This is a genomic window from Massilia frigida, from assembly GCF_011682175.1.
Lineage (GTDB): Bacteria > Pseudomonadota > Gammaproteobacteria > Burkholderiales > Burkholderiaceae_D > Telluria_A > Telluria_A frigida.
The window spans coordinates 142,410-166,534 of sequence record NZ_WHJG01000002.1 but is presented as its reverse complement, the minus strand read 5'-3'; the positions used below and the strand labels follow the sequence as shown (position 1 = coordinate 166,534).

Sequence of the window (24,125 nt, the reverse complement as noted above, 5' to 3'; positions counted from 1 at the left end):
AATCAGCTATTGAGCGTGAACTCGGTAAACGAGGACGATTCCTCGACCGGCTTTGGCGCCGCCTCCTGGGTGCTGGCCGCGCGCACTTCCGGACCGTTGTTAAGAAGCCACAACAGGTTGGTGGCCGAGTCCGCATTGGCCAAGCCTTCTTCCTGGGTGATCAGGCCGCTCTTGACCAGTTCGTACAAGGCCGATTCGAAGGTCTGCGAGCCCGGCGAGAGGCTGTTTTCCATCGCTTCCTTGATCTGGCCGATCTCGCCATTGTCGATCAGGTCGGCAATATAGCGCGTATTGACCATGATTTCGACGGCCGCCTGGCGCGTGCCGCCGGCCGCCGAGCGCACCAGGCGCTGCGACACGATCGCCTTGACCGCCGACGACAAATCCTGCAGCAGCGCGGGCCGGTTTTCGATCGGGTAAAAACTGATGATCCGGTTCAGCGCGTTGTACGAGTTGTTTGCGTGCAAAGTTGCCAGCACCAAATGGCCCGACTGGGCGTAGGCCAGGGCCGCAGCCATGGTTTCCTTGTCGCGGATCTCGCCGATCAGGATGCAATCGGGCGCCTGGCGCATCGAATTGCGCAGTGCCGTGTAGAAACTGCTGGCATCGCTGCCGATTTCACGCTGGTTGACGATCGATTTCTTGTTCTTGAACAGGTATTCGATCGGGTCTTCCAGGGTCAGGATGTGGCCGGCGCGCAACTCGTTGCGGTGGTCCAGCATCGAGGCGATGGTGGTCGACTTGCCCGAACCGGTCGCGCCGACCAGCAGCAGCAAGCCGCGCTTTTCCATGATCAGGTCGGCCAGCACGTGCGGCAGGCCCAGGTCTTCCAGCGCCGGAATCACGGCCGGCACAAACCGGAACACGGCCGAAATCGTGCCGCGCTGGCGGAAGGCCGACAAACGGAAGCGGCCCAGATTGGCGACCGAAATACCCATGTTCAGCTCGTTTTCGCGCATCAGCTCATCCATCTGTGCCTGGGTGCAGATTTCCGCGAGCAGGGCGGAAATGTTTTCCGGCTCCAGCTTTTGCTGATTGATGGGAATCAGGTTGCCGTTGATTTTGATGTGGACGGGCGAATTGACCGCGAAGAACATGTCCGACGCGTTTTTTTCTTTCATCAGATGGAACAAGCGGTCCATTGCCATTTTTTTTCTCCTGGTTTGGACTTTTACTGTATCAGATACCGCGCAGCAATTCGTTGATACCGGTTTTCGCGCGTGTCTTGGCGTCCACACGTTTCACGATCACGGCGCAGTACAGGCTGTAGCTGCCATCTTCCGACGGCAGGTTGCCCGACACCACCACCGAACCGGCCGGCACGCGGCCGTAGCTCACTTCGCCGGTGGCGCGGTCGTAGATCTTGGTCGACTGGCCGATGTACACGCCCATCGAAATGACCGAATTTTCCTCGACGATGACGCCTTCGACGATCTCCGAACGGGCGCCGATGAAGCAGTTGTCTTCGATGATGGTCGGATTGGCCTGCATCGGTTCGAGCACGCCGCCGATGCCGACGCCGCCGGACAGGTGCACGTTCTTGCCGATCTGCGCGCACGAACCGACCGTGGCCCAGGTGTCGACCATGGCGCCTTCATCGACGTAGGCGCCGATATTGACGTAGGACGGCATCAAGACCACGTTCTTGGCGATGAAGCTGCCGCGCCGGGCCACCGCCGGCGGCACCACGCGGAAACCGCCACGCGCGAAATCGTCGGCCGTGTAGCTGGCGAACTTGGTCGGTACCTTGTCGTAGAACTGCATGGTGCCGTCGGACGTCATGACGCTGTTGTTTTCGAGGCGGAAGGAGAGCAGCACCGCTTTCTTGATCCACTGGTTGACCACCCAGTCGGCACCGGTTTTTTGCGCCACGCGCATGCTGCCGTCGTCCAGGCCTGCGATCACGTGGGCCACTGCCTCGCGCAGTTCCGCCGTGCCGTTGGCCGGGGTGATTTCGGCGCGCTGTTCCCAGGCGGTGTCGATGAGGTTTTGAAGTTGTTGGGTCATGATCGGTATCTTATTAGGTGGTATGGCGGATTCGGTGCGACAGATTCATTGCGACTTCAGGACTTTGCAAAACTGGACGATGCGCAGGGCCGCTTCGACGCCCTCGTCGACTTCGGCGACCAGGGCCATGCGGATACGGCCGCTGCCCGGGTTGAGCCCGTGGGCGTCGCGCGCCAGGTAGCTGCCCGGCAGGACCGTGACATTATATTCCGCGTAAAGACGGCGCGCGAATTCGGTGTCCGACAGGCCGCTGCGGCGCACATCGGCCCACAGGTAAAAACCGGCGTCGGGCAGTTCCACATCCATCACTTCCTTGAGCAGCGGGGTGACGAGGGCGAACTTTTCGCGGTACTTGACGCGGTTTTCCTGGACGTGGGTTTCGTCGCCCCAGGCCGCGATGGACGCCGCCTGCACCGGTGGCGACATGGCGCCGCCGCAGTAGGTGCGGTACAGCAGGAACTTCTTGATCACGGCCGGATCGCCCGCCACGAAGCCGGAGCGCATGCCCGGCACGTTGGAACGCTTGGACAGGCTGGAAAACACGATCAGGTTCGCGTACGGGGTCTCGCCGCCGCTGCGTCCCAGCTGGTGCGCCGCTTCCAGCGCGCCCAGCGGCGCTACGCTGGTATGGTAAATCTCGGAATAGCATTCGTCGGCGGCGATCACGAAGCCGTGGCGGTCGGACAGCGCGAACAGCTGCTTCCAGTCTTCCAGCGACAGGGTGGCACCGGTCGGGTTGCCCGGGGTGCACAGGTACAGCAGTTGCACGCGCGGCCAGATATCGTCCGGCACGCTGGCGTAATCGCAGCCGAAATTGCGGCCCGGTTCCGAATTGACGAAGTACGGCACGGCCCCGGCCAGGTAGGCCGCGCCCTCGTAAATCTGGTAGAACGGATTGGGGCAGACGATCAGCGGCGCCGGCCGGGAGGCGTCGACGACGCAATGGGCGATCCCGAACAGGGCTTCGCGCGAGCCGTTCACCGGCAGCACCTGGGTGGCCGGATTGAGCGTCGGCACGCCATAGCGCCGTTCCAGCCAGCCGGCGATGGCAGCGCGCAGGGCATCGCTGCCGGCCGTGGTCGGATAGGTGGACAGTCCCGCCACGCCGTGCGCCAGCGCCTTCTGGATGAAGGCGGGCGTCGGGTGTTTGGGCTCGCCGATGCCAAGGCTGATGGCCGCGTAGTCCGGGTTCGGGGTCACGCCCGCGAACAACTGGCGCAGTTTTTCAAAAGGGTAGGGGTGCAGTTTGTCGAGATGTGGATTCACGGCGTTGCCAGGTTTGGCGCAGGGGAAGCGCAGGGTTAGCGTAGATCGGGACAGCGACGTATTATAGGCGCAAATGGCCGCTGTCGCGCCATGCTCCGGGATTTACGCCGGACCATTCCTTGAACGCGTGGGAGAACGCGCTTTGCTCTTGATAACCCAGCAAAAACGCGATATCGACCAGCGACAGGCTGCCCTGGCGCAGGTAATCGGTGGCCAGCGCGTAGCGTGCCTGGTCGAGCACCTGCTGGAAGCTGGCCCCGGCCTCGCTCAGTTTGCGTTGCAGGGTGCGCGGCGAGAGCTTGAGTTCCTCGGCGATGCTGGCCAGCCGTACCCGGTCGTGCGCCAGGTTGCGGATGATGGCCGCATGCACCTGGGCCACCACCCCGTCGTCGCGCCGGCTGCGCTCGCGCAGCAGCTGTTCGGCATGCTGCTGCAGCACCGGATACAGGCCCACGTCGGCATTCGGCACCGGCCAGCCAAGCAGCTGGGCGTCGAAACCGGCCGCGTTGACCGGCGCGCCAAAGCGCGGCAGGGTGCCGAAAATGCGCTCGTACTCGGCGCCGTCGGCCGCCTGTGCATGCGTGAAGCCCAGTTGCGGCGCCGGCAGCGCGGCCCCGGCCAGCCAGGTGCTGAAGGTGCGGATCCCGGCAAATACGCTTTCGACCAGATGGCGGCTGCCCTCGGGGTAATTGCTGACCCATTCGTAGTGCGCCTGCTGGCCATCCAGATGCAGCACCGAGCGTCCCAGGTCGTGCGCCAGCTGCTCGTAACGCAAGGTCTGCTGGAAAGCCTGGCCAAAATCGCGGCAGGACAGCAAAATCAGTCCATACACGCTGTAAGTGCCCAGTTTTACCCGTTCGCCGACGTGCAGGCCGAAATGCGGGTCGTCCGCCAGTTCGGCGCCGGCGCCCAGCAGGCGCACATAATCGGCCGCGCCGAGCGAATCGGGCAGGCGCTCGAGCGCCGTCGCGGGCAGGCCGGCGGCGCAGGCCAAAGCGGCCGGATCGACGCCGCGCGCCTGGGCCGCGTCGAGCAGCGGCTGCAGATAAGAGCCGGTGACGCGGCGCGCGTCAGGCCGCATTGGCGGAACCCCTGGCATGTTTGAACAAAGCGGTTGTCATAAAAGCGCAATACGTGAAGCCCGCCTTCGCATACGCTGGCGGCCGTGGATGAACAGCCAAGTATAACGGGAAAAAACGATGAAGCGGTGGAACGGATGGGGCGACGATGCCATTGAATTTGCGCTGAACGCGGACGCGCTGGCGTTTCTGGGCGAGCGTCTCGGGCCAGGGACCCCGGGGGCGGAGACCAGCCACGCGGACGCCTGCGCGCGCATCGGTGGCCGCCGCCTGCCGCCGCATCCGCTGGTGGACACCTCGGCCGCGGCGCGCCTGGCCAATGCACTGGGCCAGAGCCTGCCTGACTGGCTGCGCCTTCGCTACGGCAAAATCGACACCGCCCCGGATGGCGTGGCCTGGCCGGAAAGCGGGGAAGAAGTGCGCGAGCTGCTCGATTTTGCGGCCCGCAGCGGCGCCATCGTCATTCCCTACGGCGGCGGCACCAGCGTGGCCGGCCACGTTGGCGTGGAAGCGGGAGCGGCGCCGGTCCTCACCATCAACCTGACACGCATGCGCGCCATGATCGACCTGGACAAGGAAGCGCAACTGGCTACGTTCGGGGCCGGCGTGCTGGGGCCGGACCTGGAAGCGCAACTGCGCGCCTTCGGCTACACGCTCGGCCACTTTCCCCAATCGTTCGAGTATTCGACCCTGGGCGGCTGGGTGGTCACGCGGTCCTCCGGCCAGCAGTCGCTGCGTTACGGACGCATCGAACAGCTGTTCGCCGGCGGGCGGGTCGAAACGCCGGCCGGCACGCTCGACCTGCCGACCTTTCCCGCATCCGCCGCCGGAACCGACCTGCGCGAAATCGTGCTCGGCTCCGAAGGGCGCTTGGGCATCCTGACCGAAGCGACAGTGCGCGTCAGCCGCCTGCCGCAGTATGAAGCCTTCCACGCCGTGTTCTTCCCCGACTGGGAATCGGCGGCCGCCGCCACGCGCGAACTGGCGCAGGCCAAGCTGCCGCTATCGATGCTGCGCCTGTCGAATCCCCTCGAAACGCTGACCATGCTGACCCTGGCCGGCCACAAGCGCCTGATCGGCGCGCTGGAAACCTGGCTGCGCTGGCGCGGCTGCGCCGTCGGCAAATGCATGCTGATGATCGGCGCCAGCGGCACGGCCGCCAACGCGAAACACGCGCTGCGCGCCGCGCTGTCGGTCGCGCGCGGCGGCGGCGGCGTGCACGTGGGCCGCACCATGGGCGACAAATGGAAGCAAAACCGCTTCCGCAACGTCTACCTGCGCAACGCCGCATGGGAGCAGGGCTACGCCATCGACACGGTGGAGACGGCGGTCGACTGGCCGGGCGTCACCCCGATGATGCACGCGTTGGAGGATGCCGCCACCCAGGCCATGGCCTCCTGCGGGGAGCGGGTGCACGCCTACACCCACCTGTCGCACCTGTATGCGCAGGGCGCCAGCGTCTACTCGACCTTTGTGTACCGCCTCTCCGGCAATTACGAGGAAGACTTGCAGCGCTGGCGCCGTTTGAAGAGCACCGTATCGGAAGCGGTCGTCGTCAACGGCGGCACCATCAGCCACCAGCATGGCGTCGGCACCGACCACGCGCCCTACCTCGCGTCCGAAAAAGGCTTGCTGGGCATGGGCGCCATGCGCACGCTGTTCCGCCACTTCGACCCGGACGGGCGCATGAACCCGGGCAAGCTGGTGTCGCCGTGAGCAGCCACTGGCAGAAGGGCTGGCATAGCGGTTGGCAAGATACGCTGCCGCTGCTGCTGGCGCGCGAATGGGACCTGTTGATCATTGGCGGCGGCATCACCGGCGCCGGCATCCTGCTGGAAGCGTCGCGCCGAGGCCTGAAAGCGCTGCTGGTCGAGCAGCGCGACTTCGCCTGGGGCACATCGAGCCGCTCATCGAAACTGGTGCACGGCGGCCTGCGCTACCTGAAAGAGGGCCGCTTCGCCCTGACGCGCGAATCGGTGCACGAGCGTGACGCGCTGCTTGCCGGGGCTGCCGGCCTGGTGGAACCGCAAAGTTTCGCCTTCGGCGACTACGTGGGCCGCAAACCTGGCCGCAAGACCTTCCTGCTTGGGCTGGCGATCTACGACCTGATGGCCGGAAAGCGCGAGCGCCACTACGTCGATGGCGGCGAATTCGCGATGATGACACCCAACGCGGCGCGCGCCGGACTGCAAGGCGGCATGCTCTACACCGATGCCAAGACCGACGACGCGCGCCTGGTGCTGCGCGTGCTGCAGGAAGCCCAGACTCATGGCGGGGTGGCGCTCAACTACATGGCCGCGCGTTCGCTGCTGCGCAGCGGCAGCACCGTCAACGGCGCGCTGCTGCATGACGGGCGCGATGGCGCCACCCACGAGGTGCGCGCGCGCGTTGTCATCAACGCCACCGGCGCCTGGGCCGACGAACTGCGCGGCCATGCCGGCGCCGCCCCACGCCTGCGGCCACTGCGCGGCAGCCACCTGGTGCTGCCGGCCTGGCGCCTGCCGCTGGCGCAGGCGGTCAGCCTGATGCACCCGGCAGACGGCCGCCCGGTGTTCGCCTTTCCGTGGGAAGGCATCACCCTGGTCGGCACCACCGATGTCGATCACGGCGATGGCCTGGCCAGCGAAGCGGCCATCACGCGGGCGGAACTGGACTACCTGATGGCGGCGCTGCACGCGCAATTTCCGCAACTGGCGTTGCAAGAGTCGGACGTGATTGCGACGTATGCCGGCGTGCGCCCGGTGATCGACAGCGGCGCGGGCGACCCGTCCAAGGCCTCGCGTGACCATGCGGTGTGGCTGGAAGACGGCATGCTGACCGTCACCGGCGGCAAGCTGACCACCTTCCGCGTGATCGCCCTCGACGCGCTGCGCCACGCCATGCCCTTGCTGGCCGGCTGGCGCGACGACCTGGCGCCGTGCCCCGTGTTCGCGCCATCGCCGTCGCTGGTCGCCCCGCTGCGCGCGGCGGTGGTGCGGCGCCTGCGCGGACGCTACGGCGCGCACGCGCAGGCATTGATCGACGCGGCCCAAGCGGGCGAGCTGGAAGCCATCCCCGGCACCGAATCGCTGTGGGCCGAACTGCGCTGGGCCGCGCGTACCGAAGCGGTGCAGCACCTGGAAGACCTGCTGCTGCGCCGCACGCGGCTCGGATTGCAGCTGCATGGCGGCAGCGTGCGGCACATGGCGCGCATCCGCGCGATCTGCCAGGGCGAGCTGGAATGGGACGACGCGCGCTGGAACGCGAGCGAAGCGGCCTATCTGGCATTATGGCAGGCGCACTATGGCCTTCCCGCGTGACGAGAGAATCAACAGCCATGAATGATAAAACCATCCTCGCCATCGACAACGGCACCCAGAGCGTGCGCGCGATCCTGTTCGACCTGCAGGGTAATATCGTCGCCAAATCGCAGGTGCACTTCGAGAGCTATTTTTCCGAATATCCCGGCTGGGCCGAGCACGACCCGGAAGACTACTGGCAGTCGCTGTGCCGCGCCTGCAATCAATTGTGGGAGCAGCCTGGCGCCGACAAGGCGCTAGTGCAGGGCGTGGCGGTCACCACCCAGCGCGGCACGGTGATCAACGTCGGCCAGGATGGCAAGGCTTTGCGGCCGGCCATCACCTGGCTGGACCAGCGCCGCACCGACCTGGCGCCGCGCGTCGGCATGTGGTGGAACGCCGCGTTCCGGCTGGCGCGTGTGAAGGGCACGATCGACTATTTTCGCGGCGAGGCCGAGGTCAACTGGATCAAGGCGCACCAGCCGGACATCTGGGACCGCACGCACAAGGTGCTGCTGCTGTCGGGCTACCTGAATTACCGGCTGTGCGGACGCTACGTCGATTCGACCGGCTCGCAGGTGGCGTATCTGCCGTTCGACTACAAGCGCCAGCGCTGGGCCGGGCCGCGCGACTGGAAGTGGCAGGCGCTCGCGATCACGCCGCAGATGCTGCCCGAGCTGGTGGCGCCGGGCACCGTGATCGGGCTGATCGACGACGCGGTGGCCGCAGTGACCGGCATCCCGGCCGGCACGCCCTTGCTGGCGGCGGCGGCCGACAAGGCGTGCGAAGTGATCGGGGCGGGCTGCCAGGCGCCGCATATCGGCTGCCTCAGTTACGGCACCACCGCCACCATCAACACCACCAGCCGCCGCTACGTGGAAGTGACGCCCTTCATTCCACCGTATCCGGCAGCCATTCCCGACACCTACAGCACCGAGGTGCAGATTTTCCGGGGCTACTGGATGGTCAACTGGTTCAAGGAGCAGTTTGGCCACCACGAGCGCGCGCGCGCGCTGGAAGAGGATGTGGCGCCGGAGCAGCTGTTCGATGAACTGGTCAACGCGGTTCCGGCCGGGGCCATGGGGCTCATGCTGCAGCCTTACTGGAGTCCGGGCATTCGCGTGCCGGGGCCGGAGGCGAAGGGCGCGATTATCGGCTTTGGCGACGTTCACACGCGTGCGCACGTGTACCGCGCGATCCTGGAAGGGCTGGCGTATGCGCTGCGCGAGGGGAAGGAACGCACTGAAAAACGCAGCGGGGTGCCGATTACCGAGTTGCGCGTCTCGGGCGGCGGTTCGCAGAGCGACGCGGCGATGCAGCTGACGGCGGATATTTTCGGGCTGCCCACCGCGCGTCCGCATGTGTATGAAACGTCGGGGCTGGGGGCGGCGATCGCGGCGGCGGTGGGGCTGGGTTTGTATCCGGACTTCGCGGCGGCGATTGCGGGGATGACGCGCATCGGGCGGGTATTCGAGCCGATTGCGGCGAACCGGGTGATGTACGACCGCTTGTACAAGCAGGTGTACCGCAAGATGTACGCGCGCTTGCAGCCGATGTATGCGCAGATTGCGGAGATTACGGGGTATCCGGAAAAGCCTTGATGCCGTCATCCGCGCCATCGGCGAGGGGTGAGTCCTTTTGCTCCCAGCGGTCGACAAACACCAGGTCGTCGAGCTTGCGGCGCTTTTCCCAGCCCTCCATCTCCAGCATCGGCATCGGATAAAACTGTTCCACATGCCCGAGGCAGACCACCGCCACCGGCTTGGCCCCCTCGGGCATCGACAGCAGCGTGGCCAGACTGGCGGGGTCGAACAGCGACACCCAGCCCATGCCCAGCCCCTCCGCGCGCGAGGCCAGCCACATGTTTTGCAGCGCGCAGGCGACCGACGCCAGGTCCATCTCGGGCAGGGTGCGGCGGCCGAACACATAATCCTCGCGCCGGTCCATGAGCGCGGCCACCAGCAGTTCGCCGCATTCGCGGATGCCTTCGACTTTCAGCCGCATGAATTCCGAGCCGCGCTCGCCCAGCGCGTCGGCCGTGGCCAGGCGCTCATCGTCGACCAGCTTCACGATGGCCTCGCGCACCGCGTCGCTGCGGATGCGGATGAAGCGCCACGGCTGCATCAGCCCCACGCTGGGCGCCTGGTGCGCCGCGCCAATCAGCCTGGCGAACAGCGCCTCGTCGATGGCGCCCGGCACGAAGTGGCGCACGTCGCGCCGCGCGGCGATGGCGCGGTAGACGGCGTCGATATCGCTCTGGATGAATTGGTCGGTCAAGGTGTTCTCGCAGGTTCGCGGCGGCGCCAGGGTGCGCCGCTTCGACCCGCATTATCCGGCAAGCGCGCTTACTTGAGCAAACGCGCGATGAAGGTCTGGATCAGTTCCGTGCTTTCGCTGGTCGCGCTCATATGCGGGCAGTGCCCGATATTGTCGACATAGGCCAGCCAGCTCACCGGCAAGTGCTTGCGCATGTATTCGCCCACTTCACGCGGGGCGATCATGTCGTCGGTGCTTTGCAGGATCAGCGTCGGCGTGTGCGAACGCGGCACGTCGGCGCGGTGGTCCGACAAGAAGGTGACGCGCGCGAAGTGGCGGGCGATCTCGGGATCGTTGCGGCAAAAGCTGGCGGTCAGCTCCTGCTGCAACTCAGGCCGGTCCGGCGCGCCCATGATCATCGGGCCCATGTTGGCGGCCCACTTCAGGTAGTTGTCGTGCATGAGGTTCAGCAGGGTGTCGATATCTTCGCGGTTAAAGCCGCCGATGTAGTCGCCATCGTTGATGAAGCAGGGCGACGGGGCGACCATGACCTGGCCGGCGAACATGGCCGGCTCGCGGATCGCGGCCAGCATGCCGATCATGGCGCTGACCGAGTGGCCGATGAAGACCACCGGCGCGTTGGAAAATACGTGGATGATCTCGAGCAGGTCTTCCGCGTGGCGGTGCAAGCTGCCGTAGTCGAATTCGTTGTAGGCCGACAGGTCCGACTTGCCGCTGCCAACGAGGTCGTAGAGGATCGTCTTGTGGCGTTCGGTGAAGGCGGGCAGCATCTTGCGCCACATGCCCTGGTCGCAGCCGAAGCCGTGACCGAATACCAGGGTCGAGGGACCATTCCCGGAACAGTTCACGTTGTTGCGGTGCTCAATATCCATAGCGCATCCACCAGTGAGCCAGCCTACGCTCCGAAACCTATCAGAGCACGCTGTCGTCAGCCCATTCTAATCCTGTTAATGCAACGGCTGTGTCTTTTGTATGCCACGCGTGCACTTATGCGGGACGGGTAGGGGCGCCGGTCCGTCACAGGGTGTGGCGCAGCTCAAGCGTGAACGCGCGTCCCGGCATCGGCAGGTCGAAACGGATATTCCCGGGAGCGGCGCTCGGCTCGCGCACATCGCGGTCGAACAGGTTCGTCACCGAGGCGCGCAGCTGCCAGTTGCCGGACAGGCGTTCGCGCAGCACGCTCACGTCGGTCGTGGTGTAGTCGGCGATGGGCGGGCGCGCGTCGCCCGGCTCGCGGCGCCGGTCGGCCACGTGGTTGACGGTGGCGCCGATCTGCCACGACGGCGCCGGGCGCCAGTCGGCGCGCGCGAACAGGCGCCGCTGCGGCGCAAGCCCGGCATCCCTGCCGCTGGCTTCATCGATGCTGCGCTGGTACGAGATGCTGGCGGCGAGGCGCAGGGCGCGCACCGGTGTCCAGGCGGTCTCGAACTCGAATCCGCGTCCGCTCTGGTCGCCCATGTTGCGGAAGGTCTTGCCGGTGCCCGGATCGGCATTGGGCGCGGCCACGATGATGTCGCGCATGCGGTAGCGGAACAGATTGAGGCTGGTGCGCCAGTCGCTGGCCGGCTGCCACGACACGGCCAGTTCGCCCGTCTCGATGGTTTCCGGATTGAGGTTCGGATTGCCCACGTTGACCGGATTATTGATCGTGTACTGCTCGACGAAATGCGGCGCGCGGAAGGCGCGTCCGTAGATCGCCTTGACGATGACGTTGTACGCCGCGTCCCACACCAGCGCCGCGCGCGGATTGGTGGTGCCGCCGAAGTCCGAATAGCGGTCGTGGCGCACGCCGGCGGTCAGGGTCCAGTCGTTGGCGATGCGCCACTCGTCCTGGGCGAAGGCATACTGGATGTCGCGCTGGTGCGGCGTCAGGTACACCAGCGCCGGATTGCCGGTGGCGTCCACCAGCGCCGGCAGGGGGCTGATGGTGGCGCCCACGCCCGGCACCAGCACGAAGCTGAAGTTCTTGGTCTCGGTGGCGCTGTACAGATCGTCGACGCGGTAGCCGGCGCCGATGCGGATACGGTGCGCATCGAAGCCGGCGTAGAAGGCCGACACGCTGGCGTTGTAATGGCGTTCGGCGTGGCCGGGATTGCCCACCACGCCGCCGGGCCAGGCGCCGCCGAAGGCGCCGGCCGGGAACAGGTGGTAGGCCGGCTCGCCGGGGCGGTTGTTGAGCGCATGGTAAGCCAGCGCCGCCGACAAGTCCCAGTGCGGCATGAAGCCCGCCTGGTGGTAGCCCAGGTCGAGGTAGGTGCGGGTTTCCGGTACGCGCGCCTCGGGGTCGAGCGCATCGGCCAGGCCCACGCCGACGCCCATCTCGCGCTTCTGGTAGGCGCCGCGCAGGCGCCAGTTGCCCCATTCGAGATCGGCGCGCGTGTCGAGTGCGCGCCGCCCGGCGCTGACCGTGCCGGGTGCGCGCGAGGCGCGCGTGCCGAAGACGGTATCGAGGCCGCTCTGCAGATCCTGCACGACGGCGCGCCTGGCGCCGTCGGTGCTGCCGCCGCGCAGATACAGCGCGGCACGCAGCGGCCCCCAGGCGTGGCTGGACTGGACCCAGGCGTCGCGGCTCTTGAAGCTCCCCAGGCGCACGCCCGATTCGACGCCGCGGATGTCGGCCGCGCTCTTGGTGACGACGTTGATCACGCCCGAAAAGGCATCGGCGCCATACAGGGCCGAGCCGGGGCCGCGAATGACCTCAATGCGCGCCACGTTCTCGAGCGGCATGCCGCCCCAGGCCTGGCCACGGTTGCCGGCAAAGACGGAGGTGATCGGCAAGCCGTTCACCAGCATCAGCACTTGCGGGTTGTAGCCGGTGTGGATGCCACGGATGCTGTAGATCGGATTGAACGGCGCCGAGAAGCTCGATACGTGCAGGCCAGGCACGCTTTCCAGCACCTGATCGAGGTCGCTCGCGCCCATGGCCGCGATGTCGGCGGCCGAGATGACCGAGGCCACGGCCGGCGCGCGCGCCAGCGGCTGCTGGCTGCCGGTGGCGATGGTGAGCACGGCGCGCTCGCCGTAGGTCAGCGCCAGTTCTTCTTCATCGGCGCTCTGGGCGATGGCCGCGCCGGGCCAGGCCAGCGCGATGGACAAGGCCACCAGTTGTGCGTTCGCGATCCGATTGGCCATCCGCTTCCCCGCCGCTGTTAAATGACTCTCAAGATAACATGGGACCCATGCCGCATACAAATGCAAAAACGCCGCCCGCCAGTGAGCTGGGGGGCGGCGTCGGACTGGCGCGGCGAGGCTTACAGCTGCGCGGCGATCAGCTTGCCCAGGATGGCGACGCCTTCACGGATACGCTCCGGCGGCACGGTCACGAAGGACAGGCGCAGGGTGTTCGTTTCGGCTTCGTTGGCGTAGAACGGCGCGCCCGGCACGAATGCCACCTTGGCCGCGATGGCCTGGTCGAGCAGCTTCATGGCATCGATATGCTTGGGCAGGGTCACCCAGATGAACATGCCGCCTTCGGGCTTGGTCCAGGTCACGCTGGCCGGGAAGAATTCGGCGATCGCGTCCAGCATCGCCTGGCACTGGTTGGCGTACAGCGCGCGGATGGTCGGGATGTGCTGGTCGAGGAAGCCATCCTTGACCACTTCGTAGACCACCATCTGGGTCAGCTGCGCGGTGTGCAGGTCGGCGGCTTGCTTGGCCAGTTCCAGGCGGCGCACCAGCGGCAGCGGCGCGACCACGTAACCCAGGCGGATGCCCGGCGTGAGCACTTTCGAGAACGAGCCCATGTAGATGACGCCGTCCGGGTTCATGTTCAGCATCTTCGGGAACGGCTCGCCCTTGTAGCTCAGCGCGCCGTACGGATCATCTTCGATCAGCGGCAGGCCGAGGCGGGCGCAGGTTTCGACCAGTTCCTGGCGGCGCTCGATGGACAGGCTGCGGCCGGTCGGGTTCTGGAAGTTCGGCAGCGCGTACAGCAGGCGCGCGCCTTCGGCCACGGCCGCGATCGAGGACGGCACCAGGCCATGCTCATCGGTGGCGACCGACTTGAATTCGGGACGGTAGACCGAGAACGCCTGCAGCGCGCCCAGGTAGCTCGGCGTTTCGACCAGCACGCGGCTGCCTTCGTCGATCAGCACCTTGCCCAGCAGGTCGAGCGCCTGCTGCGAGCCGGAAGTCATCAAGACCTGTTCCGGCAGAATCTTGCAGGTGGCGGTGGACAGCGAATTGGCGATCCACTCGCGCAGCAGCGGGTAGCCATCGGTCGGGCCGTATTGCAGCGCCACTTTACCGTTTTCGGACAGGACCTTGTCGAAGGCCGCCTTCATGTGTTCGACCGGGAAAGTGGCAGGCGAGGGCAGGCCGCCGGCGAAGGAGATGATCTCCGGACGCTGGGTGATCTTCAGGATTTCGCGGATGAACGAACTCTGCAGCTGGCTGGCGCGCTCGGAAAAACGCCACTCGATGGGGTTTGGATTTTCGATTTTCATACTGGTCTCACAGTCAAGGCGGCCGGGTTCGCACTGGGCCGATTATAGAGCACGCTGGGTAAGCGGCTGGAAAGACGCCGCCGGATAAGCAGCGTCCGGGATGTTGATGAAGCTTTAAGCGACTTCGACAATCATTTCAATTTCCACGCAGGCGCCGCGCGGGTTCTGGGCCACGCCGAAGGCCGAGCGGGCATGCTTGCCAGCATCGCCGAATACCTCGCCCAGCAGTTCCGACGCGCCATTGGTGACGATGTGCTGGTCGGTGAAGCCGGGCGTCGAATTGACCAGGCTCATCAGTTTAACCACGCGCTTGACCTTGCCCAGGTCGCCGCCGCAGGCTTCCTGGAGCGTGCCCATCAGATCGATGGCAATCGCGCGCGCGGCGGCGGTGCCCTGTTCGGTGGTGATTTCCTTGCCCAGCTGTCCGGCGTTCACGGAGCCATCGGCGTTCTTCGCGATGTGTCCGGAAATAAACACCAGATTCCCTGTTTGCACGTACATCACATACGCGGCGACGGGAGCGGCGGGTGGGCTGAGGGTGATATTGAGCGATTTCAGTTTGTCGTAGACGGTCATGGCGGATCCTCGAGGCGGGTAGAAAGAACAAGGCAGTATTGTACGTCGGGCACGACCGGCTGCCCACCGGAATCGCGCCCTGCCGACAACTTGTCAGAGTGCGGGGCAGACTCCGATAAACGAACGTCTAAAACCCCTACAGCCGGGGTCAGAGCTCTGACTTGAAACATTTTCTTTTAATCAACATAAATCGTTTTCGGCCGGAATCAATTTTGACGCATCCCGGGCATCTCGACCCTGTTCGCCCAAAAAAACTTGCTTAACCCCGGTTAAGCAACGAAAAAGTTGCGAGTCAGAGCTCTGACCCCAGTTAAGCAATAAAAAAATTTCGAATCAGAGGTCAGACCCCGGTTGGCGGGGTTAGCGCTTGATTGGCATGCGGCGGCCGATGGCAACCACGGCGATCACTGCCAGCGCGAAGCCGATGTTGGCCGCTGCCAGCGGTTCGCCCAGCAGCACCCAGGCGCCCGCCAATGTCATGAACGGTTGCAGTAGTTGCACTTGCCCCACCCGGGCAATGCCGCCGCGCGCCATGCCTCGATACCAAAAGAAAAAGCCGATGAACATCGAGAACACGGACACGTACGCAAAGCCAATCCACGCCCGCGCGCCAGCCTCAGCCATTCGGTCCAGGTGCGGCCATGCCAGCCAAACCACCAGCGGCAACACCAGCGGCACCGACAAGACCAGCGCCCAGCTGATCACTTGTTGTCCGCCCATGCTGCGCGCCAGCTTTCCACCCTCGGCGTAGCCCACCGCCGCCGCCGCCACGGCGCCAAACATCAGCAGGTCGGCCTGATGGAAGCTGCCGCCGCTCTGGCGCAGCGCGAAGCCGATGACGATGCCCGAGCCCGCCAGCGCGGTCAGCCAGAAACCCAGCGACGGCTTTTCGTTGCCGCGCAGCGCGGAGACGAGCGCGGTGGCCAGCGGCAAAATGCCTACCAGTACCGCGCCGTGCGAAGCCGGCAGGCTGCGCAAGGCAATCGAGGTCAGCCACGGGAAGCCGATCACGCAGCCGAGCGAGACCATCGCCAGCGGCCACAGCGCCGACCTCGGCGGCAGCGCCGCGCGCTTCCATATCAGCCAGATGCCCGCCAGCAGCGCCGCCACCAAGGCCCGCCCCAGCGCCACGAACACCGGTTCCAGCCCGGCCACCGCCATCCGCGTGAACGGCAAGGTCAGGCTGAACATGGCCACCCCAACCAGCCCCAGCAGCATGCCGGCGCTCTCGTCGGACATGCCCCGCCGGGATAGGCCCCGCCGGGATAGGCCCCGCCGGGATAGGCCCGGCCGGGATAGGCCCCGCCGGGATAGGCCCGGCCGCACCGCACCGGTCACCGCACTCGTCGTTATCGTCGCCATGTTCAAGGCCCTTGCAGGATGTGACGGAACAGCTCGGCGTCGACATTGCCGCCGGTCAATGGCAGCCCGATCTTCTTGCCACGGATTAAGGCGCTGTCCTTGATCTGCATGGCCGCCGCCAGCGCCGCCGCACCGGCGCCTTCGGCCAGGTTATGGGTGCAGCGGTAGTACAGGCGCATGGCGCGCGCCACTTCATCGTCGGTCACGGCCAGCACGTCGTCGGCGCATTCGAGCACCGCCACCAGCGAGGCCGCATCGGGCACGCGGCAGGCCAGCCCGTCGGCCACCACGGTGCTGACCGCCGCTTCGATGCTGCGCCCGGCCCGGAACGAGAGCTGGTAGGCCGGCGCATGGCTCGACACCACGCCGATAATCCGGGTCTTGACGCCCAGCGCGTGGCGCGCCGCGATCGCGCCGCAGATGCCCGAGCCCTGGCCGATCGGTACCAGCACCAGGTCCAGGTCGGGCTGGGCGCGGAACAGTTCGAGCCAGCCGCTGGCCACGCCCGCCACCAGATCCTCGTGATACGAGGGCACCATGTGCAGCCCTTCTTCACGCATCAGTGCCAGCGCATGTTCGCGGCTTGCCTGGAAGTCGTCGCCATGTTCGATGACCCGCGCGCCCAGTCCGCGCATGCAGGCATTCTTTTCCACGCTGTTCCCGTGCGGGACCACCACCGTCACCTGCAGCCCCTCGCGCGCGCCGCTGAAGGCGATCGCCTGGCCGTGATTGCCGCGGGTCGGGGCGATGATGCCGCGCACCTCGGGCGCGCGCCGCACCAGCGCGTCGAGGTAGACCACCGCGCCGCGCGCCTTGAAGGTGCCCAGCGGCGTGTGGTTTTCGTGCTTGACCCAGACTTCGGTGCCGACCGCTTCATTCAATAACGGCCACGAATACTGCGGCGTGGGCGGCATGGCGCGGTAGACGAGGGCGGCGGCGGCATCAAGTTCGGCGAGGTCGGGCAGGTACATGGCTGGCTTTCAAGGAGTGGAACTGGAAGGTCGATGGGTGTATCCTAGACGAGAAAACCAGTACAGTACAAATACACTTTACCAATTAATTACGCATACTGTGACGGTGTCATGACCAATACAAGCAATCCCGCCATCGGCCTGCTCACGCGCGGCTCGGGCGAAACCCTGATCGACCAGATCGTGCGCTCGGTATCGAGCCGGATCGACGACAAGCTGCTGCGCAGCGGCGCGCGCATGCCGTCAATCCGCCAGTTCGCCGCCTCCCACGGGGTGTCGTGCTTCACGGTGGTGGCCAGCTACGATAAACTGGTGGCCAAGGGCTACGTGGAGTCGCGCCGCGGCGCCGGCTTTTTCGTGCGCGAACGCTCGCCCCTGAACGCCGGCGAACGCTCCATGCCTGATGCGCCGCCAGCGCCGCTGGAAGCCAAGCCGCTCGACGTGGTCTGGCTGATCCGGAACATGTTCCGCCCCGCGCCATCGCAGCGCGTGCCCGGTTCCGGCGTGCTGCCACTCGAATGGCTCGATGGCCCGATGATCGCCAACGCCCTGCGCGCGGTCAGCCGCCAGAGCGGCGCGCTGCTGGTCAATTACGGCGTGCCGCAGGGCTTCCTGCCGCTGCGCCAGCAGCTCCAGCTGAAACTGGCCGAACTGGAAATCGACGCCGCCCCCGAGCAGATCGTCACCACGGTCGGCGTGACCCAGGCGCTGGACCTGGTGGCGCGCGAATTCACCCGCCCGGGCGACACCATTTTCGTGGACGATCCGGCCTGGTTCCTGATGTTCGGCGCGTTCGCGGCGATGGGCCTGAAAGTGGTCGGCATCCCGCGCCTGGCCGACGGTCCCGACATCGCCCGCCTGGCCGCGATGGCGGCGCTGCACAAGCCCAAGCTGTATGTGATCAATTCGCTGCTGCACAACCCCACTTCCACCTCGCTGTCGGCGGCCAAGGCGTTCCAGGTGCTGCGCATCGCCGGGGAACACGGCTTTACCATCGTCGAAGACGATATCTACTGCGACCTGCATCCCGGCAGCGCGGTGCAGCCGGCCACGCGCATGGCGGCGCTCGACCAGCTCGACAGGGTGATTTACCTTGGCGGCTTTTCCAAGTCGCTGGCGGCCAACCTGCGGGTCGGCTTCATCGCTACCTCTCCCGAGTGGGCCCAGCGCCTGTGCGACCGCAAGATGCTGGCCACCCTCACCACCAGCGACATCGGCGAACGGGTGGTGTACAAGGTGCTCTCGGAGGGCTTGTACCGCAAGCACGTGGACCGCCTGCGCGGACGGCTCGACGCGGTGCGCGCACGCACGGTGCGCCAGATGGAAAAAGTGGGCTTGAAGGTCGACGTGGCGCCGCCGGCCGGCCTGTTCGTCTGGACCGACACCGGCATCGACACCAGCGCCCTGGCCGAACGCGCCATGGCCGACGGCTTGCTGCTGGCCCCGGGCGCCCTGTTTTCGCCCAGCCAGTTGCCCTCGACCCGGATGCGCATGAACGTATCGACCTCGCAGGAACCGGGCGTGTGGGAGTTCCTGGCCCGGGAGCTCGGGCGCTGAGCTTGCGGGCCTTGAAATCGCTTAAAACACCCCCATTTCTCTCCAATCCGTTCAACCCGTCATACACGAGGACTAAAAATGGCTGTCGCCGAAAAAGAAACCCTTGGTTTTCAAGCAGAAGTAAAACAGTTACTGCAATTGATGATCCACTCCCTGTATTCGAACAAGGAGATCTTCCTGCGCGAGCTCATTTCGAACGCGTCCGACGCGGCCGACAAGCTGCGCTTCGAGGCGATCAATAACGATGCTTTGTACGGTAACGACCACGAACTGAAAATCCGTGTCGCCTTCAACAAGGAAGCGCGCACGGTCACCATTTCCGACAACGGCATCGGCATGAGCCGAGAAGAAGTCATTTCGCACCTGGGCACCATCGCCAAGTCGGGCACCAAGGAATTCTTCGGCAAGCTCTCCGGCGACCAGCAGGCCGACGCGGCCCTGATCGGCCAGTTCGGCGTGGGCTTTTACTCGGGCTTCATCGTGGCCGACAAGATCACGGTCGAAACCCGCCGCGCCGGCGCCGACGCATCCGAAGGCGTGCGCTGGGAGTCGGCGGGCGAGGGCGATTACAGCGTCGAAGCGATCGAGAAAACGGCGCGCGGCACCGACATCATCCTGCACCTGCGCGAAGGCGAGGACGAGCTGCTGTCGAGCTGGAAGCTGAAATCGATCATCCGCAAGTACTCGGACCATATTTCGCTGCCGATCGTGATGCAAAAGGACGAGTGGGATGCCGAAAAAAGCGAGACGGTGCTCAAGGATGAAGTCGAAACGGTCAACCAGGCCAGCGCGCTGTGGGCCCGCAACAAGGCTGACATCACGCCCGAGCAGTACGAGGAATTCTACAAGCACGTCTCGCACGACTTCCAGTCCCCGCTGACGCACACCCACAACCGGGTCGAGGGCCGCAGCGAGTACACGCAGCTGCTGTACGTGCCGAGCCACGCCCCGTTCGACCTGTGGGACCGCAACAAGCGTGGCGGCATCAAGCTGTACGTCAAGCGCGTGTTCATCATGGACGATGCCGAGCAGCTGATGCCGGCCTACCTGCGCTTCATCAAGGGCGTGATCGACTCGAACGACCTGCCGCTGAACGTCTCGCGCGAGATCCTGCAGGAGTCGCGCGACGTGAAGGTGATCCGCGAAGGCTCGACCAAGCGCGTGCTGGGCATGCTGGAAGAACTGGCCAATGCCGACGAGCAGGAAAAGAAGGACAAGTACACGACCTTCTGGGCCGAATTCGGCCAGGTGCTCAAGGAAGGCATCGGCGAGGACGCCGGCAACAAGGACCGCATCGCCAAGCTGCTGCGCTTCGCTTCGACCGCCAACGACAACGCCGACCAGAATACCTCGCTGGCCGACTACATCGCGCGCATGAAGGAAGGCCAGGAGAAGATGTATTACGTGGCAGGCGACAGCCATACCGCTGCCAAGAACAGCCCGCATCTCGAAATCTTCCGCAAGAAGGGCGTTGAAGTGCTGTTGATGACGGACCGCGTCGACGAATGGATGCTGTCGTTCCTGACCGAGTTCGAAGGCAAGGAGCTGGTGTCGGTGGCCAAGGGTGGCCTGGATCTGGGCGGCCTGGAAGATGAAGCCGAGAAGAAGGAACACGAACAGACCGAGACCTCGTACAAGGAACTGGTCGAGCGCATGAAGGCGGCGCTGGGCGAGAAGGCCAAGGATGTGCGCGTGACGTTCCGCCTGACTGATTCGCCAGCCTGCCTGGTGGCCGACGAGAACGAGCTGTCTGGGAATCTTCTGCGCATGTTGAAGGCGGCGGGGCAGAGTGCGCCGGAATCGAAGCCGATCCTGGAGATCAACCCGAACCACCCGCTGGTGACGCGTTTGAAGAACGAAGACGCGGCCAGCACCCAGTTCGGCGACTGGGCGCACATCTTGTTCGATCAGGCTTTGCTGGCCGAAGGCGGTTCGCTGAGCGACCCGGCTACGTTCGTGAAGCGCTTGAATGAGATGCTGCTGGCTGGGGCTAAATAAGTGTCGTAAATAGCACCACTAGTCCGATATCCATCATTCCCGCCTGCGCGGGAATGACGGTCTCAAGGGCAACGTCCAAGCAGCTGGAAGTGGAGCTTATGCCGACACCTGCCTGCACAACTCCCCCAGCAGCTTTTCCCCCTCCGGCCAGTCGCCGTACCCGCTATCCCCATTGATATGTCCCGCGTCGCCAATCTCGACGAAGCGGCTGCCCCACGCCTCGGCAAACGCGCGTGCGCGTTCGATCGACACATAAGGATCGTTGGTACTGGCCACCACAATGCTCGGAAAAGGCAGCTTGTGCAGCTGCATCGGCGCAAACCCCACCGCTTCGGACGGAAACGCAGCGCCTTCCGCATCGGCCGGCGCCACCAGGAACGCGCCGCTGATACTGAGCGCCGACTCCGAGCGCGCCCAATGCGCCACCAGCCCGCACGACAAACTGTGCGCCACCAGGATCGGCGGACCTTCGCTCATGGCGATCGCCGCATCGACTTCATCGACCCATTCCTGACGGTCGGGGTTATTCCAGTCGCGGTGTGCGACACGCTTCCATGCCGGGTTGCGCTTCTCCCAGTGCGTTTGCCAGTGCGACGGACCCGAGTTCCAGATCCCCGCCAAAGTCAGTACATCGCAATCCATTACCCCTCCGTCGTTAACAAGTCGATAGACGATTGTACGACTAAAGTGAGTTCCGCCTGCGGCGTGCGATGCGTCAGAAGGTGAGGGTCAGCGTTCCATGGAACGGCACGGCCATCCAGCGCGCGCCCAAGTCCAGCGCGCCTTGGTACAGCAGGCGCTCGGCATCGATGCCGGCCAGGTCGAAGGGCGCGCGCTCGCGTCCCAGGCAAGCGACGCGCACCGCTTCGGCGAAATCGGCGTCATCGAACTGGCCGCTCCAGAGCTGGGTCTGGAGCGCTTCGAGCACCGCTTCGACCTGGATCGCCTCGGTGTCGACTTGCAGGCCGGCCGGGTCGTGCGCCATCTCCATGGCGAAGCTGGCTTCGGCACCGCGCGCCACCAAGCCGGTGAAGCCGTTGCGCAGGCCAAGCGTGGACTCCACCACATAGTGGACCAAATCATGCGGCAAGATGCCCTGGCGCGGCATCGCGGTCTGGGTATTGCTGCCGTCGTCGCACAGGTAGCGCAAGCGGTCGAGTTTGTCGGATTTGCCGAGTTTTTCCGCAATCAGTTGCATCGTTAAACGCGCAAGTCGTACCTGCTTCGGGCGCAGTGAAGTCGACAATGGTAGCAGTTGATTGCTTGCAACGGCACAATAATTTACACGTATTGCAATGTGCCGCCGCAAGCATGCGCTAGCGCGCGCCTGTCCGGATTACTGCGCGCCCTTGCTCACCTTGATCCAGTTCAGGTTCCAGCCGCCTTGTTTGGCGTAGACGCCGAACGAATGGCTGCCGGCATTGAGCGTGACGGTTTTCTTGACCGATGCCCAGGTTTGCCAGCCGCCCGTGGCCGGAACCGCGACTGTCGCGTAGGTCGGCTTGCCGCCGGCTTCCTCGAAACTCAGTTCACCGCCACCCACGCTGGCGACCCGGAATTCGATGGTGTAGGTGCCGGTTTCTGGAATCGTGACCGGCGCGTTGGTGTAGGACATCCAGTCGCCGGTGTCGATATGGCTCGCGTTCCTGCCGCCGCCGGCGTCGGTGGTCTGCTCCGACTCCACGCCGCTCATGGCCGCATGGTCCTCGGCCTGGATCAGCGCGATCTGCCCGCCCGAGCCGGCCGCGGCGATGCTGATCCAGTTCAGGTTAAAGCCGCCAGCCTTGGCCGCGATGCCGATCGATTGCTTGCCGGCGGGGAGCTGCACGTCGTGCGAAATGGTGTTCCAGGTCTGCCAGCCGCCGGTCGCCGACACCGCTTTGGTAGCGAATACCGGGCTGCCGCCGGCCCGTTCCAGGCTGATGTTGCCGCCACCGTTGGCGCTGGCCACGCGGTAGGAAACCGTGTACAGGCCTGCCGATGGCACGTCGACCGTGTAGTTCATCCAGTCGCCGCTGTCGATGTAGCCGACATTCTGGCCGCCGCCGGCATCGCTGGTGGTTTCAAGCTGCACGCCGCTCATCTGGCAATAGGCTTCGGCCTGGATCGTGGCCGGTACCGTGGCCGTGGTGCAGCCGGTGTCGGACGACGACGGCCAGTTGCGCACCGTTTCACGGGCTTGCTTGCCCGATTCGGTCAGGTCCCAGTTGGCCCAGCCGCCGGTGGAGCTGGCGCCGGGCACCAGGCTGGCCGAGCCCTCTTTGGCGTCGTCCAGCGCCCAGTTGGCGTTGCTGATGTTGTGCTTCTTCATGAAGTCGATCCAGGCATTGGTTTCGGCATAGTTCACGCCGCCGTTGCCGTCGGCGTTGACCGAACCCCATTCGGTCACGAACAGGGCCAGGCCGTTGTTCATGGCGGTGCTGGCCTTGTCGCGCAGGTACTGGGTGTGGGTGCCGGCGTAGAAGTGCAGGGTGTAGGCGATGTTGGAAAAGCCGGTGATCGGGTTGCGCGAGGCAATGTCGGCGTCCTGCGACCAGTGCGGCGAGCCGACGATGATCAGGTTGTCCGGGTCGATCGCGCGGATCGCCGCGATCACGGCTTGCGCGTACGGCTTGACGTTGGCGTCCCAGGTCACGTCGTCCTTCGGTTCGTTGTAGATCTCGTAGATGACGTGCTTGTTGTGGCCATAGGTGCGCGCCATCTCCTGGAAAAAGGCGATCGCTTCGTTTTGGTGGCGGAAGGCGTAGTGCGAGTGCCAATCGATGATGACGTACATGTCCTTGGCGATGGCGGCGTCCACCACGGCCTTGACGCGCGCCTTGTTCGCGGCCGGGAACTGGAGGTAGCCCCCTTGGTCTTCCACGCCCATGGCGGCGCGCACCAGTTTGGCCTTCCAGTCGTCCTTGAGCCAGCCCACCGCGCCGGCGTTGTAGAAGCGCTCTCCGGGCCAGCCGGTGTTGGACCAGTACAGGCTGCTGCCGCTGATGCTGCCTGGTTTGCCGCCGACCAGCACCTGGTTGCCGCTGACCGAGAGGGCCGGCACGTCGGCCAGCGCGGCGCCGGCGCACAGCGACAAGGCCAGGGCGATGAGGGTGGTGCGGAAAGTCGGACGGGATGCTGCTGCGTTGCTAAGGGTCATGCTCATCGCTGTTGTCTCCTGAGTGGATGTCTGTGAGCGAGGGGCGACGCGCCAGTGGCGGGTTCGGGCTTGCTGCCATCTCGGTGCTGCGTGCTGCGTGCGGCGCGCGCTGGCGCCTGGCGTCCCCGAATATAGGTGAAATCGTTTTCAGGTAACTGTGTAGCATTTGA

General features: G+C 65.3%; 19 protein-coding genes. 5 read left to right on the top strand and 14 right to left on the bottom strand.

Annotated features, from left to right (window positions below; genetic code table 11):
• Nucleotides 1-2: 2 nt before the first annotated feature.
• From F2P44_RS03080 to F2P44_RS03065, 4 genes are all read right to left on the bottom strand, one after another.
• The gene (locus F2P44_RS03080; RefSeq protein WP_167084926.1) at nucleotides 3-1,148 is read right to left on the bottom strand and encodes a PilT/PilU family type 4a pilus ATPase; all 1,146 of its coding nucleotides are present in this window, start codon (nucleotides 1,146-1,148) and stop codon (nucleotides 3-5) included.
• A 31-nt stretch (nucleotides 1,149-1,179) separates the two neighbouring features.
• Nucleotides 1,180-2,007: a 2,3,4,5-tetrahydropyridine-2,6-dicarboxylate N-succinyltransferase gene (gene dapD, locus F2P44_RS03075; RefSeq protein ID WP_167084924.1), complete on the bottom strand. Its 828-nt coding sequence runs from the start codon at nucleotides 2,005-2,007 to the stop codon at nucleotides 1,180-1,182.
• 45 nt (nucleotides 2,008-2,052) lie between these two features.
• On the bottom strand, nucleotides 2,053-3,273 hold the full coding sequence (gene dapC, locus F2P44_RS03070; RefSeq protein WP_167084922.1) for a succinyldiaminopimelate transaminase: 1,221 nt from the start codon (nucleotides 3,271-3,273) through the stop codon (nucleotides 2,053-2,055).
• Nucleotides 3,274-3,334: 61 nt separating this feature from the next.
• Complete coding sequence (locus F2P44_RS03065; RefSeq protein ID WP_229423347.1) at nucleotides 3,335-4,354, bottom strand: AraC family transcriptional regulator; 1,020 nt, start codon at nucleotides 4,352-4,354, stop codon at nucleotides 3,335-3,337.
• Between the two features lie 118 nt (nucleotides 4,355-4,472).
• Between F2P44_RS03065 and F2P44_RS35345 the strand changes: the two genes are divergently transcribed.
• Genes F2P44_RS35345 through F2P44_RS03055 form a run of 3 tightly spaced genes read left to right on the top strand, consistent with a single transcriptional unit; the run spans nucleotide 4,473 to nucleotide 9,231 of the window.
• A complete protein-coding gene (locus F2P44_RS35345) occupies nucleotides 4,473-6,068 on the top strand; it encodes an FAD-binding oxidoreductase (protein ID WP_229423346.1) in 1,596 nt (531 codons plus the stop codon).
• Nucleotides 6,065-7,651: a glycerol-3-phosphate dehydrogenase/oxidase gene (locus F2P44_RS03060; RefSeq protein ID WP_370662626.1), complete on the top strand. Its 1,587-nt coding sequence runs from the start codon at nucleotides 6,065-6,067 to the stop codon at nucleotides 7,649-7,651. The genes F2P44_RS35345 and F2P44_RS03060 overlap by 4 nt, the downstream gene beginning before the upstream one ends.
• A gap of 17 nt (nucleotides 7,652-7,668) precedes the next feature.
• On the top strand, nucleotides 7,669-9,231 hold the full coding sequence (locus F2P44_RS03055; RefSeq protein ID WP_167084916.1) for an FGGY-family carbohydrate kinase: 1,563 nt from the start codon (nucleotides 7,669-7,671) through the stop codon (nucleotides 9,229-9,231).
• Here F2P44_RS03055 and bluB read toward each other — a convergent pair.
• From bluB to F2P44_RS03020, 7 genes are all read right to left on the bottom strand, one after another.
• Nucleotides 9,206-9,907: a 5,6-dimethylbenzimidazole synthase gene (gene bluB / locus F2P44_RS03050; RefSeq protein ID WP_167084914.1), complete on the bottom strand. Its 702-nt coding sequence runs from the start codon at nucleotides 9,905-9,907 to the stop codon at nucleotides 9,206-9,208. The genes F2P44_RS03055 and bluB overlap by 26 nt on opposite strands.
• Nucleotides 9,908-9,975: 68 nt before the next feature.
• Nucleotides 9,976-10,779: an alpha/beta fold hydrolase gene (locus F2P44_RS03045; RefSeq protein ID WP_167084912.1), complete on the bottom strand. Its 804-nt coding sequence runs from the start codon at nucleotides 10,777-10,779 to the stop codon at nucleotides 9,976-9,978.
• 145 nt (nucleotides 10,780-10,924) lie between these two features.
• A complete protein-coding gene (locus F2P44_RS03040) occupies nucleotides 10,925-13,039 on the bottom strand; it encodes a TonB-dependent receptor plug domain-containing protein (protein ID WP_167084910.1) in 2,115 nt (704 codons plus the stop codon).
• 119 nt (nucleotides 13,040-13,158) lie between these two features.
• Nucleotides 13,159-14,352: an aminotransferase-like domain-containing protein gene (locus F2P44_RS03035; RefSeq protein WP_167084908.1), complete on the bottom strand. Its 1,194-nt coding sequence runs from the start codon at nucleotides 14,350-14,352 to the stop codon at nucleotides 13,159-13,161.
• A gap of 114 nt (nucleotides 14,353-14,466) precedes the next feature.
• On the bottom strand, nucleotides 14,467-14,928 hold the full coding sequence (locus F2P44_RS03030; protein ID WP_167084906.1) for a RidA family protein: 462 nt from the start codon (nucleotides 14,926-14,928) through the stop codon (nucleotides 14,467-14,469).
• Nucleotides 14,929-15,288: 360 nt separating this feature from the next.
• A complete protein-coding gene (locus F2P44_RS03025) occupies nucleotides 15,289-16,167 on the bottom strand; it encodes a DMT family transporter (protein WP_229423345.1) in 879 nt (292 codons plus the stop codon).
• A 125-nt stretch (nucleotides 16,168-16,292) separates the two neighbouring features.
• Nucleotides 16,293-17,261: a threonine dehydratase gene (locus tag F2P44_RS03020; RefSeq protein ID WP_167084904.1), complete on the bottom strand. Its 969-nt coding sequence runs from the start codon at nucleotides 17,259-17,261 to the stop codon at nucleotides 16,293-16,295.
• 111 nt (nucleotides 17,262-17,372) lie between these two features.
• On the opposite strand from F2P44_RS03020, the gene F2P44_RS03015 reads away from it, so the two are divergent.
• The gene (locus tag F2P44_RS03015; protein WP_167084902.1) at nucleotides 17,373-18,818 is read left to right on the top strand and encodes an aminotransferase-like domain-containing protein; all 1,446 of its coding nucleotides are present in this window, start codon (nucleotides 17,373-17,375) and stop codon (nucleotides 18,816-18,818) included.
• Nucleotides 18,819-18,896: 78 nt separating this feature from the next.
• Nucleotides 18,897-20,816: a molecular chaperone HtpG gene (gene htpG / locus F2P44_RS03010; protein ID WP_167084900.1), complete on the top strand. Its 1,920-nt coding sequence runs from the start codon at nucleotides 18,897-18,899 to the stop codon at nucleotides 20,814-20,816.
• A gap of 96 nt (nucleotides 20,817-20,912) precedes the next feature.
• On the opposite strand, the gene F2P44_RS03005 is transcribed toward htpG, so the two are convergent.
• From F2P44_RS03005 to F2P44_RS02995, 3 genes are all read right to left on the bottom strand, one after another.
• On the bottom strand, nucleotides 20,913-21,458 hold the full coding sequence (locus F2P44_RS03005) for an RBBP9/YdeN family alpha/beta hydrolase (RefSeq protein WP_167084898.1): 546 nt from the start codon (nucleotides 21,456-21,458) through the stop codon (nucleotides 20,913-20,915).
• A gap of 73 nt (nucleotides 21,459-21,531) precedes the next feature.
• Entirely contained in the window at nucleotides 21,532-22,014 is a 483-nt protein-coding gene (locus F2P44_RS03000; protein WP_167084896.1) for a hypothetical protein, read from the bottom strand.
• Nucleotides 22,015-22,152: 138 nt separating this feature from the next.
• Nucleotides 22,153-23,961 (bottom strand): cellulase family glycosylhydrolase, encoded by a 1,809-nt coding sequence (locus F2P44_RS02995; protein WP_223164988.1) that lies wholly within the window; start codon nucleotides 23,959-23,961, stop codon nucleotides 22,153-22,155.
• Nucleotides 23,962-24,125 lie beyond the last annotated feature (164 nt).

Excerpts from the sequence above, each read along its gene's own strand:
- F2P44_RS03055 (WP_167084916.1), top strand. The coding sequence starts at position 7,669 with ATGAATGATAAAACCATCCTCGCCATCGACAACGGCACCCAGAGCGTG.
- F2P44_RS03040 (WP_167084910.1), bottom strand. The coding sequence starts at position 13,039 with ATGGCCAATCGGATCGCGAACGCACAACTGGTGGCCTTGTCCATCGCG.
- F2P44_RS03005 (WP_167084898.1), bottom strand. The coding sequence starts at position 21,458 with ATGGATTGCGATGTACTGACTTTGGCGGGGATCTGGAACTCGGGTCCG.
- F2P44_RS03030 (WP_167084906.1), bottom strand. The coding sequence starts at position 14,928 with ATGACCGTCTACGACAAACTGAAATCGCTCAATATCACCCTCAGCCCA.
- htpG (WP_167084900.1), top strand. The coding sequence starts at position 18,897 with ATGGCTGTCGCCGAAAAAGAAACCCTTGGTTTTCAAGCAGAAGTAAAA.
- F2P44_RS03045 (WP_167084912.1), bottom strand. The coding sequence starts at position 10,779 with ATGGATATTGAGCACCGCAACAACGTGAACTGTTCCGGGAATGGTCCC.
- F2P44_RS35345 (WP_229423346.1), top strand. The coding sequence starts at position 4,473 with ATGAAGCGGTGGAACGGATGGGGCGACGATGCCATTGAATTTGCGCTG.
- F2P44_RS02995 (WP_223164988.1), bottom strand. The coding sequence starts at position 23,961 with ATGAGCATGACCCTTAGCAACGCAGCAGCATCCCGTCCGACTTTCCGC.
- F2P44_RS03000 (WP_167084896.1), bottom strand. The coding sequence starts at position 22,014 with ATGCAACTGATTGCGGAAAAACTCGGCAAATCCGACAAACTCGACCGC.
- F2P44_RS03065 (WP_229423347.1), bottom strand. The coding sequence starts at position 4,354 with ATGCGGCCTGACGCGCGCCGCGTCACCGGCTCTTATCTGCAGCCGCTG.
- F2P44_RS03025 (WP_229423345.1), bottom strand. The coding sequence starts at position 16,167 with ATGTCCGACGAGAGCGCCGGCATGCTGCTGGGGCTGGTTGGGGTGGCC.
- F2P44_RS03015 (WP_167084902.1), top strand. The coding sequence starts at position 17,373 with ATGACCAATACAAGCAATCCCGCCATCGGCCTGCTCACGCGCGGCTCG.
- F2P44_RS03035 (WP_167084908.1), bottom strand. The coding sequence starts at position 14,352 with ATGAAAATCGAAAATCCAAACCCCATCGAGTGGCGTTTTTCCGAGCGC.
- dapD (WP_167084924.1), bottom strand. The coding sequence starts at position 2,007 with ATGACCCAACAACTTCAAAACCTCATCGACACCGCCTGGGAACAGCGC.
- F2P44_RS03080 (WP_167084926.1), bottom strand. The coding sequence starts at position 1,148 with ATGGCAATGGACCGCTTGTTCCATCTGATGAAAGAAAAAAACGCGTCG.
- F2P44_RS03020 (WP_167084904.1), bottom strand. The coding sequence starts at position 17,261 with ATGTACCTGCCCGACCTCGCCGAACTTGATGCCGCCGCCGCCCTCGTC.